General features: G+C 39.3%; 10 protein-coding genes, 1 tRNA gene and 2 pseudogenes. 6 read left to right on the top strand and 7 right to left on the bottom strand.

Features of this window, described 5'->3' with window-relative positions:
• Positions 1 to 79: 79 nt before the first annotated feature.
• The 4 genes and pseudogenes from Q8865_09880 to Q8865_09865 form a co-directional block, all read right to left on the bottom strand.
• A complete protein-coding gene (locus Q8865_09880) occupies positions 80 to 370 on the bottom strand; it encodes a putative quinol monooxygenase (GenBank protein ID MDP4153727.1) in 291 nt (96 codons plus the stop codon).
• 21 nt (positions 371 to 391) lie between these two features.
• Positions 392 to 769, bottom strand: a pseudogene (locus tag Q8865_09875) (hypothetical protein).
• A 63-nt stretch (positions 770 to 832) separates the two neighbouring features.
• On the bottom strand, positions 833 to 1411 hold the full coding sequence (locus tag Q8865_09870) for an AAA family ATPase (GenBank protein MDP4153726.1): 579 nt from the start codon (positions 1409 to 1411) through the stop codon (positions 833 to 835).
• Between the two features lie 147 nt (positions 1412 to 1558).
• Positions 1559 to 1635, bottom strand: a tRNA-Val gene (locus Q8865_09865).
• A 163-nt stretch (positions 1636 to 1798) separates the two neighbouring features.
• Between Q8865_09865 and Q8865_09860 the strand changes: the two genes are divergently transcribed.
• The 4 genes and pseudogenes from Q8865_09860 (at position 1799) to Q8865_09845 (ending at position 4813) form a co-directional block, all read left to right on the top strand.
• On the top strand, positions 1799 to 2464 hold the full coding sequence (locus tag Q8865_09860) for a class II aldolase/adducin family protein (GenBank protein MDP4153725.1): 666 nt from the start codon (positions 1799 to 1801) through the stop codon (positions 2462 to 2464).
• A gap of 24 nt (positions 2465 to 2488) precedes the next feature.
• A complete protein-coding gene (locus Q8865_09855) occupies positions 2489 to 3271 on the top strand; it encodes a triose-phosphate isomerase (GenBank protein ID MDP4153724.1) in 783 nt (260 codons plus the stop codon).
• Between the two features lie 30 nt (positions 3272 to 3301).
• Positions 3302 to 4012: pseudogene (locus tag Q8865_09850) on the top strand (FGGY family carbohydrate kinase).
• A gap of 42 nt (positions 4013 to 4054) precedes the next feature.
• The gene (locus tag Q8865_09845; protein ID MDP4153723.1) at positions 4055 to 4813 is read left to right on the top strand and encodes an FGGY-family carbohydrate kinase; all 759 of its coding nucleotides are present in this window, start codon (positions 4055 to 4057) and stop codon (positions 4811 to 4813) included.
• A 77-nt stretch (positions 4814 to 4890) separates the two neighbouring features.
• On the opposite strand, the gene Q8865_09840 is transcribed toward Q8865_09845, so the two are convergent.
• From Q8865_09840 to Q8865_09830, 3 genes are read right to left on the bottom strand one after another with little or no spacing between them, the layout of a single operon-like run.
• A complete protein-coding gene (locus Q8865_09840) occupies positions 4891 to 5622 on the bottom strand; it encodes an ABC transporter permease (protein ID MDP4153722.1) in 732 nt (243 codons plus the stop codon).
• Entirely contained in the window at positions 5619 to 6350 is a 732-nt protein-coding gene (locus Q8865_09835) for an ABC transporter ATP-binding protein (GenBank protein ID MDP4153721.1), read from the bottom strand. The genes Q8865_09840 and Q8865_09835 overlap by 4 nt, the downstream gene beginning before the upstream one ends.
• Positions 6350 to 6619 (bottom strand): AbrB/MazE/SpoVT family DNA-binding domain-containing protein, encoded by a 270-nt coding sequence (locus Q8865_09830; GenBank protein MDP4153720.1) that lies wholly within the window; start codon positions 6617 to 6619, stop codon positions 6350 to 6352. Before Q8865_09830 ends, Q8865_09835 begins: the two co-directional genes overlap by 1 nt.
• Before the next feature lie 270 nt (positions 6620 to 6889).
• Between Q8865_09830 and Q8865_09825 the strand changes: the two genes are divergently transcribed.
• On the top strand, positions 6890 to 7324 hold the full coding sequence (locus tag Q8865_09825) for a MarR family transcriptional regulator (protein ID MDP4153719.1): 435 nt from the start codon (positions 6890 to 6892) through the stop codon (positions 7322 to 7324).
• Entirely contained in the window at positions 7317 to 9650 is a 2334-nt protein-coding gene (locus Q8865_09820) for an MFS transporter (protein ID MDP4153718.1), read from the top strand. Before Q8865_09825 ends, Q8865_09820 begins: the two co-directional genes overlap by 8 nt.
• Positions 9651 to 9809 lie beyond the last annotated feature (159 nt).

Here is a 9809-nt window from a genome sequence, read left to right as displayed (position 1 = left end):
GATTGTAGACAAACCCGCCCGGAAGTAACGACAAAAACCTGACCCAAGTAAGAAGGGTAAAATTTACTCTATAAAAATCCTAAGATATGTCGTTAATACTATACTTTTCGATTTCAACTTTCGTTACATATTCTTTCTTTAAAGCTTGCAGCTTTTGGTAATGCTCTGCTTTTCCATGTGCTGCTTGAGCCTCACTGTTAACCCACATTTCGAGTAAAACTAAGGCGTTTTCAGAATCCAGAGGGATGTAATAATCATATTTGAAATTGCCAGGCTCTTCTTTTGAAGCTGTTATAATTCCCTGCTCGTTCACTTTTTCAAAAAACTCATTTCGCTTTCCCGGCTTGATTTCATATCTGACATTTACCATAATCCGCGTATGCATTTTGCTTACAGCCTGTTCATAATTTTCCGCTTTGACCACTGCGAAGTATTTTCCGAATTCCTTTGTCCATAGATCCATTTCTTCTTCAATATCTGTGACCTTCTGCATAATGAAGGCAACATATTTACAATCGGTTTCCGCCAGGGCGGGGAGAAATACTGAAAATCCCCATTTTACATCTTCTTTATCATCTTCAAATCCATTTCTTGCATCAACAACGAAGTTGCTATGCGGAAATTGCCTTAGTAAATTCAATGCAAATAACACTGGGGTTCTGTAATCATCAATGCGGGCAAACTTCTTCCATGTTAGATGCACCACATTATCGTTATCCACAAATCTTACATTGCAAAAGGCTGAATCGAATTCCGTATTGCCATTCATTAAAAATTCCTCATTCTATGTAAAAATATAAAAGATTAAACTGAAGTATTCAACAAGCATTAATTATATAGATGCCTGCTGTATTTCCGTCTGCCCAAAAATTTTTCTTCCCAATTCTTTGATGGGTGGGTTATATTCTCCTAAAGTGTCTATATAAAACGTAGGTGCATCAAAGTGGGGTTCGTCATAATGGCTTACGCTGAGTTCAACCCCCTGTCTAGCAAGGTCGACTCCCTTGTCTCCATGAAAATACTCCCTTAAAGGATTATCCACTCCGCGCCTTATAAATCTGTCAAGCGCGACCTTACCGTCCACTTTACATATTAATATGTATATTCTAGCTATGTTCTTATATTTCTCAAGCATTGCTGACCATACTTTATGTTGGAACGCGGCTTCCGCGATCAGAGATACGTTATTTGCCAGCAAATTCATGATTATCTCAAAATAGATGTCAGTAGCTATTTTATTGGTGTCAGCTGGAAGCTCTGAATGCCGTTTCCCAAAGGTATGGACATAGCCTTCTTTAATTTGATCACGGCTTATTATCGGCATAAAAAATTTTTCGCCAAGTTCCTTAGCAAACGTTGTTTTCCCTGCGCCCGGCCTTCCTGTGACCACCAATAAATATGGTTTTGCCATGCTTTTCACTCCTTCGCTTATATTATTTATAACTTATCTACTAAATACGGATTCGACTTGCAAAAAGCATAACTGGGTTATTTATAGTGCTATACAACAAAAGAAATCGATCGCTTTACAGAAAATCGATTTCTTTAGAGAAAAATATGGTGGAGACAGAGGGACTCGAACCCGCGACCTCCTGCATGTGAAGCAGGCGCACTAACCGGCTGTGCTATGCCTCCGAATGTAATTAACAGCTAAATTATTTTAGCATGGTTTAATAAAAAATGCAATCTTATTAACTGATGTATTAATAAAAGTTTATATATAAAGATTAAATATTATAATGCTTAAAATCAATAGGTAAGGGGAAAATAAATGAAATAAGATTTGGGGTGATGGTTTTTGCAAATATACGAACAGATAAAAGAAGACATTATTCAAGTTGGCAATGATTTATATCAGAAGGGGCTTCTTGTTGGAACTGATGGAAATATAAGCGTTCGAATATCTCAAAATAAAATCCTTATAACAGCTTCGGGATTTTGCAAGGGTAGGATGAGTAAAGATCAAATCAGTCTAGTTAGCTTGGATGGTTCAATTATATCAGGTCTAAAACCCGCACGAGATATTCGAATGCATCTTGCGGTATACAGGCAAAGACCAAAAGCCAATGCAGTTGTTCATGCCCATCCGCCCGTCACAACAGGGCTATCGATGTCGAAACTTGATTTCAGCAGGGTTGCTCTTCCTGAAGTGCTTTTCAATTTACATGGAATTGCTGTAACAGAATATTGCACTCCGACGACTATTGAGGTTCCGCGTGAAGTAGAGCGAGTTTTAAAAGAGAATCCGGAAAGTCAGGCTATTATCCTTACAAGTCATGGAGCATTGACGATCGGTGACGATGTCTTTGACGCATATTATAAAATGGAGACGCTTGAAATGTTCTGTAAAGCTACGCTGGTGTCGCGGTTGTATGGAGATACACGTTACTTAAACGATGAGCAGCTAAAGAATGTTAATCGACTAATTTCCGGGGAACACCCTGATGAAGTCATAAAACCATAAAAGTTTTACCGAAAGTGTAATCAAATGAAAGATTTTATTGTAGGAACCAACTGGAAAATGAATAAAACATTTTCTGAATCAGAAAAGTATATAAATGATTTATTAGAGTTAGTAAAGGCTCATTCTCAATACACATATTTTGTTATTCCTCCATATACTCACCTTAAAACTGTCAGAGATCAGCTGCGTAACTCTAATGTCCTGCTGGGAGCACAAAACATGCACTGGGAGCAGGAAGGGTCATACACTGGAGAAATTTCGCCTTTGTGGCTCAGCGAAATTGGAGTCAATATCGCGGAACTTGGACATTCGGAAAGACGCCAGTTTTATAATGAGAATGATGAAGATTTAAATAAAAAGGTACATGCAGCGCTCAAATATCACATGACTCCGCTGCTATGCATTGGCGAATACGCTAAAGATAAATATTATAAGATCACAAAAGAAGTATTATGCAGGCAGATAAAAATTGCATTATCAGGTGTAGACTCGAAACAGACTAAAAGCATTTGGATAGCATACGAACCGGTTTGGGCGATAGGAGAAAAGGGTATACCAGCAGAACCCAAATATGTTGAAGAGGTGCACTCATATATACGTGACCAGCTTAAAGATTTATTCGGAGAAAATGGGGATCATATTCCTATTCTCTATGGTGGGAGCGTAAATGTTGAAAACTGTGTTCCAATAGCGCAAAGAAAAAATGTTAACGGCTTATTTATAGGTCGTTCAGCTTGGAATATAGATTCGTTCAAAAAAATCATTGAATTACTTGAACAAGCCAAAATGGAAGTTCATAAGGAGTGAAAACTTACGGGAAGTTGTTTTCTTGGACTTGATTATGGCACTGGTGGGTGCAAGGCTTGTATAATAGATGAAAATGCCAATACGCTAGCGTATGCGTTTCGTGAATATCCTATTATAACGAACCTTGAAAACTACTCTGAACATTTAGCTGCTGATTATTGGCCGGCGTCATGCGCAATAATTAAGGAATGCATCGAAAAATCAAAAATAAATCCGCATGATATAAAGGGTATTGGGACATCAGCTGCGCTTCCGTCTTTAGTAATGATAGATAAAAATGGCGATCCTGTACACAACGCATATAATCTTATGGACAGGCGTGCAGGCAAGCAAGTCAAGTGGCTAAAGGATACAGTTACAGCTAAAAAAATATTTCAAGTGACAGGCAACCGTATTGAGGATCATCCTATAATAGTTAACTTGCTTTGGGAAAGGGAAAATCGGGCTGAGGATTTTGCCAGAATAGATAAAGCTCTCACGATAGACGGATATATAAGATATAAATTAACAGGTGAAAAGACAGCGCACTATTCAGCGGGAATATTTTATGGAGTGGCTTATGATATTTTAAAAAACGAGTTTGATAAGCAGATAATGGAGTTTATTGGGCTTAAGCCTGATTTGTTCCCCAAGTTTTATCGCTGTGAGGATATAATTGGCTATGTTACAGAGCAGGCGGCAAAGGATTGCGGTTTGGTTCCGGGAATTCCGGTAGCAGGTGGGCAGGTCGATTGTAATGCAGGATGGATAGGCGGAGGGGCGACTGAGGTCGGCGATATCCAAATGAATCTTGGAACATGCGGAAATTTCGGAGTTGTACACCAAAATACCGATTTCCTTGAAGAAATGTTCAACTTTCCTTATACAAGTGACTGCACGAATACCTATGTTACAGTGTCTACAACACTTACTGGCGGACAAGTTATGCGGTATTTAAGAGAAAATTTTTCACACCTGGAAATAGCTATGTCAAAACTTGTTGCCGGGTTTGACAGCTATGATTATCTTAATATGGAGGCAGAAAATGTACCTTTAGGCAGTGACGGATTGATTGCTCTTCCTTATCTTATGGGAGAGCGTACGCCGATATGGGACAATAATGCCAGAGGGGTAATATTCGGATTATCTTTAAGTCATACAAAAGGTCATTTAGTAAGGGCAATGATGGAAGGGGTCGCTTATGCTATGTATGATTCCTTCCGCATTTTTAAAGAAAAAGGAATAAAAATTAATATCCCGCTTGTTATGAATGAAGGGGGAGCAAAAAGTAAACTTTGGCGACGGATAATAACCGATGTATTGAATATACCGACAGTGCTTTTAAAAAGCCGGATAGGTGCACCTTACGGAGATGCTCTGCTTGCAGCAGTTGCAACAGGATATTTTAAAGATTTCAGTATCGCAAAACAAAATGCTGAATATATCGAAAAGATGGAACCGATTTTCGAAAATCATCAAAAGTATATGGAATATTTTCGTGTTTATAAAAATTTGTATGAACACGTAAAAGGCGATTTTATCGATTTAAAATCAATAAAATAAAAAGAAATAAGCGCCGTCTGGTTTGAATCAGACGGCGCTTTCTAACAAGCAGATAAAGTTCAAGTTCTTTGCGCATATCAGCCCTTCATTTTATTTTTAAAAGCAAAAATAGCTAGTATATATATTATAATTGTATAACCGATCACCCAAAGCAGGTGGGGGAGAATCTCGGAGTAATCACCTGCAATGGCAGCTTTTGTTGCGTCTACAGCATGCGCAAACGGAAGTGCGTAACAGACTTTCTTAAATGCGCCACCTATCAATTTGAGCGGAAACCATGCTCCACTAAGCCAAGCGGCAACATTGATAAGTATTGAGCTGATTCCGCCAACTTGGTTGCTGTTAAAACAGCTTCCCATCAAAAGCCCGAAGCTTATAAAAAGTAAAGCGGCAGGAATTAGTACGATAATGGCAAGAATAATATTCAAGTTCAGCGATAAACCAAAGAAAAATGCGGTTATGAAACAAACGACGCTTTGTATAACGGCAATAGGCAAAAGCGGGAGTGTATAACCGATTATGTAATCATTTTCTGTAAGCGGCGATGCAAATAATCTCATTAAAAAAGAGCTGCCTCTGTCATTCGCAATAAGCATACCCAAAAATAAAGAAATGAAAGATAAACCGAAAACAGACATACCCGGAGCAAAATTGGCAATTTGGAATATATCAGCCATTCCTTTAAGGCTTCGATTCATAAATGAAATCATAAGTATGAGTATTACCGGAAATCCTATCCCGAAAATTACACTTAGAGGATCTCTTATGATTTCCTTGCGGTTGCGTGCTGAAAATACTAAAGATCTCATTGTTCGACCTCCTCATCCGTTAGATCTAGAAAAGCGTCCTCTAGAGTTGACTTTCCTGTTGCAGCTTTGATCTGTTCTGCAGTACCGATTATCCGCATTTTTCCTTGGTTCATAATGCCGATTCTGTCGGCTAAAGCTTCCGCTTCCTCAAGATAATGCGTTGTGAGTATAATAGTGACTTTCCCTTTTAGTTTACTTATTGACTGCCACATATCTCTTCTTGCACGGACATCAAGACCAAGCGTTGGCTCATCAAGAAATAATATTTCGGGGTTAGAAATTAAAGCCATCGCAATACTTAGTCTTCGCTGCATACCTCCAGATAAAGATTTAGCCTTGTCTTTCGCACGGTCTTCAAGATTAAAAGTTTCAAGCATTTCTTTTGCCTTAGCGGTTGCATCGTTTTTGCTTTTGCCATAGATTCTTGCAATCAACTCAAGATTTTCTTTAACAGATAGTTTAGGAGCGACAGCTGTTTCCTGAGGTGAAACATTGATGATCTGTTTTACAGCAGCAGTTTCTTTTTTTATACTTTTTTCAAGAAGCAGCGCGTCCCCGCTTGTGGGGGTAAGCAGACCTGAAAGCATTTTTATGGTTGTCGTTTTACCTGCACCGTTTTGTCCAAGGAGAGCAAAAAATTCACCCTTTTCAATGGTTAGATCAAGTGAATCGACCGCTGTCCTTTCTTTGAATTTTTTAGTTAAGCCTTTGATTTCAACCGCGTTCATTATTCTTCCTTCTTGTCCTGCGAATCAAGCACATCGTTCGCAAATTCTTTTTCATGTTTTGAAGCTTTTGGGGAACTTAATATTTTGTCTACTAATTCCATAAATACATTATTTTTTACGATCGCTAGTCCCTGGGCTTCATCGCCAAGAACAAGAAGCGTGTCGCCCGGTTTAATATTAAATATATCTCGCGCTTCTTTTGGAATGACAATTTGCCCCTTTTCACCGACTTTGACAGTTCCGAAAATATGCTTACCTTTAGGTGCCATAAATTAACCTCCTAAATTCAAGAATAGTATGAAAAGTATAACTTATTATACTGCTTATTATAAGGCTAGTCAATAAATAAAAACGAGAATTACAAAATGATTCTCTCACAGGAAGGTTTTCTCTTCCCCAATCGCACATAGCTATCACAAATGGTATAAGGCTCAAATAGGGCTTGTAATTTTATAAATTTTAATTGACAATAAGGATTTTAAATAATAGAATTGTTGCATAGGCAACTGTTGAAATTGCAACTATAAGGAGATTTAAAGATGTTAATGAGTGAATTGTCTGTTTTGGTTCGATATAGCAGGATATATTCGGAAAGGAGGCTGGCAGAGCATAAGGTGGGTTTTCCCGAGCAGGTTATTTTAATGTATCTTTCTTCCCGGAATCAAGTGAACCAGGATGCCATCGCACAGTTTTACATGATCGATAAGGGGGCTATTGCCAAAACTATTAGCAAAATGGAAGACAAAAAGCTGTTAACTCGTCAGCAAAACCCTGAAAACAGAAGAGAAAATTTAATCTCCCTTACTTCAAAGGGCTGGGAAATATTAAAGGTAATGCAAGTAGCGCTGAAAGAATGGGATGACTATATGAGTGAGGGACTCAGTCGGAAAGAAATTGAGGAATATGAACGGATAACTAAGAAAATGGTGTCAAACGTATCTAAATTGAAAAATTGGAGTGAGTGCAATGAGTAAAGTAGGAAGCGGCAGAAAGCACAGTTATGCGTTTATTATGATTACATACCTGTTGGGTATTTTTATGGGGGCCATCGACACCGGAATTGTAACTCCTGCAAGAACAATCATCCAAAACAATCTGATGGTTGATGAAAAAACTGGCATCTGGATGATCACTATTTACACCCTCGCTTACGCTGCCAGCATTCCCATAATGGGTAAACTCGCAGATAAGCGTGGAAGAAAATATATCTACCTAATCAGTATATTTTTGTTTGGTTTCGGTTCTCTTTTATGCGGGTTATCGCAGAATTTTAAAAGCTTCGAATTTTTGCTTGTTGCCCGTGTAGTTCAGGCAATAGGCGGTGGCGGTATCGTCCCTATTGCTACGGCGGAGTTCGGAACTACATTTCCTAAGGAAAAACGCGGGATGGCGCTGGGGCTCGTTGGAGGGGTATATGGCGTGGCAAACATTATCGGATCTTCTGCGGGAAGTGCCATTCTCGATATCTTCGGTAACAACCGCTGGCAGTTTATTTTTTACGTCAATGTTCCCATTACGCTGTTTATTTTGATTGCCGGGCTGATCTGTCTTCCAAACACGAAGTCGGAGGATGTGAGAAAGATCGACATCTGGGGCATCTCGGTGTTGACCATAATGATACTATCCGTCATGTATGGCTTGAGGAACATTGATTTCTTTAATTTTAAGATGACATTTTTCAGCACATCAGTTTATCCTTTCCTAATAATCTTCATACTCCTGCTGCCATTGTTTATTTTAGCGGAAAAAAAGGCCGATGACCCGGTTATCAATCTAACATATTTTAAAAATCCGCGAATTTTAATCACCCTTTTTCTAGGCTTCCTGACCGGCATCATTATAATGGGTATGGTTTTTGTACCCCAGTTCTCAGAAAACGCTATGAAGATAACCACTGGAAATGGCGGATATTTTGTTTTGATTTTAGGCTTATTCTCTGGCGTTGGTGCTCCTGTTTCGGGCAGGCTGATTGATAAGTTCGGCGTAAAAATTGTACTGGGTTTCGGTTTCTTAGTGTCCATGATCGGCTCGCTGTTCCTGATTCTCGTCACGGCGAGCCATCCTAGTTTCGTTACTGTCTTTATTGGACTGATGTTGGTAGGCATCGGCATAGGCTTTACTATGGGCACCCCATTGAACTATATGATGCTGGATAATACCCGAATTGAAGAATCCAACTCAGCTTTGGCTACCCTTTCGCTGATTCGTTCGATTGGAACTGCTATCGCACCCGCTATTATGGTTGGGTTTATTTCTCATGCGGGTATGTCAGTTCAAACCAACCTGATGAATATGCTGCCTTCAGAAGTCAGTATGCCTCAGCTGCCCTATGCTCAGGAACTGAATGATACGCTGACCAAGCTGAAAAATGACCCAAACATGAAGGATAAGCTGGCAGGTGTCGAGATTCCTGATTTTTCCTCACTGCAAAAGGTTGAAATAAATATGAATTCCAACAGTGATTTTACTATGTCTGAGGATTTGAGTAATCTCTTAAAAGCATCTGATGTTACCACCATAACATCAAACTGCAAGACCTTGGCGGGTGAAATGTTTAAAACAACCACCCCTAGCATCATAGCAAAAATTCAGAATGGCATTGACGGCGGAATTACAGCCATGAGAAGCTCAATGTCCGATCTTGATATAAACATTGAGAAAATGCAGAGCGGATATGATGGAATCGGTCAAGGTATTGACGGAATGGAAAAGGCTATCGCTTCACAGAAGAACGCGCTGAAGCAGATAGAAAGCTTGGAATCTATGATGGCTGCTATGCCGCAAGCAGCGCCTAAAACCTTTTCTGCGCCCGTAGATGTAATGACAGGCAAAACCCCTTCGTTTAGTATTCTTGCATTAATCCCTGAATCAGTTAAAAGCAACATTCCAAAAAATGTGTTAGATCAGCTTAGCGGGGTTAAATCCGCAGCTGACCTAGATGCAAAAAAGTCTGAGCTTGAAAGCGCAATCAAAAGTCTGCAAACTAAAGTGGAGGAAAACAAGTCTAAGCAGCAGCAGATGAAAGCGGCGATAAACTCGATGACAGCAGCTAAATCCCAGATGAGCGACACTATCAACAAAATGACCGAACTGAAAAACGCAATTCCTTCTGGCTTTGAAACCGCGAAAACCATTTACATGAGAGAGATTGACAACCGAAGAGGTGCCTTAGAGGGTGAATTCCAAAAAACTATGAACGGCGGGTTCAAACAGCTTTATCTTACCGTCACTATCGCATCTGCTGTCGGACTGCTGTTCCTTGCCTTGTATAGGAAAAAGAAAAACGAAGTAATAGAGTAATCGGCAAGCCTCTCAAGTCATAAATAATTAATACTTATAACTCACCTCAAAAAACAAAAAAGAAGGGGCTGTTGTATGAACTGTACCAGTAAAAACGGACATTGAGAAAAAGGACCTCCTGGAAAGGTCAAGAAAAACTAGACACAAAGTTAAGCATTT

The sequence above is a fragment of the Bacillota bacterium genome (assembly GCA_030705925.1).
Classification (GTDB): Bacteria; Bacillota; Clostridia; order Oscillospirales; family Feifaniaceae; genus JAUZPM01.
This window is presented reverse-complemented; position numbering and strand designations above follow the sequence as displayed.

What these genes read in the sequence shown, in the direction of transcription:
- Q8865_09825 (MDP4153719.1), top strand. Translation starts at nt 6,890, where the DNA reads ATGTTAATGAGTGAATTGTCTGTTTTGGTTCGATATAGCAGGATATAT.
- Q8865_09845 (MDP4153723.1), top strand. Translation starts at nt 4,055, where the DNA reads ATGAATCTTGGAACATGCGGAAATTTCGGAGTTGTACACCAAAATACC.
- Q8865_09855 (MDP4153724.1), top strand. Translation starts at nt 2,489, where the DNA reads ATGAAAGATTTTATTGTAGGAACCAACTGGAAAATGAATAAAACATTT.
- Q8865_09830 (MDP4153720.1), bottom strand. Translation starts at nt 6,619, where the DNA reads ATGGCACCTAAAGGTAAGCATATTTTCGGAACTGTCAAAGTCGGTGAA.
- Q8865_09880 (MDP4153727.1), bottom strand. Translation starts at nt 370, where the DNA reads ATGGTAAATGTCAGATATGAAATCAAGCCGGGAAAGCGAAATGAGTTT.
- Q8865_09835 (MDP4153721.1), bottom strand. Translation starts at nt 6,350, where the DNA reads ATGAACGCGGTTGAAATCAAAGGCTTAACTAAAAAATTCAAAGAAAGG.
- Q8865_09840 (MDP4153722.1), bottom strand. Translation starts at nt 5,622, where the DNA reads ATGAGATCTTTAGTATTTTCAGCACGCAACCGCAAGGAAATCATAAGA.
- Q8865_09870 (MDP4153726.1), bottom strand. Translation starts at nt 1,411, where the DNA reads ATGGCAAAACCATATTTATTGGTGGTCACAGGAAGGCCGGGCGCAGGG.
- Q8865_09820 (MDP4153718.1), top strand. Translation starts at nt 7,317, where the DNA reads ATGAGTAAAGTAGGAAGCGGCAGAAAGCACAGTTATGCGTTTATTATG.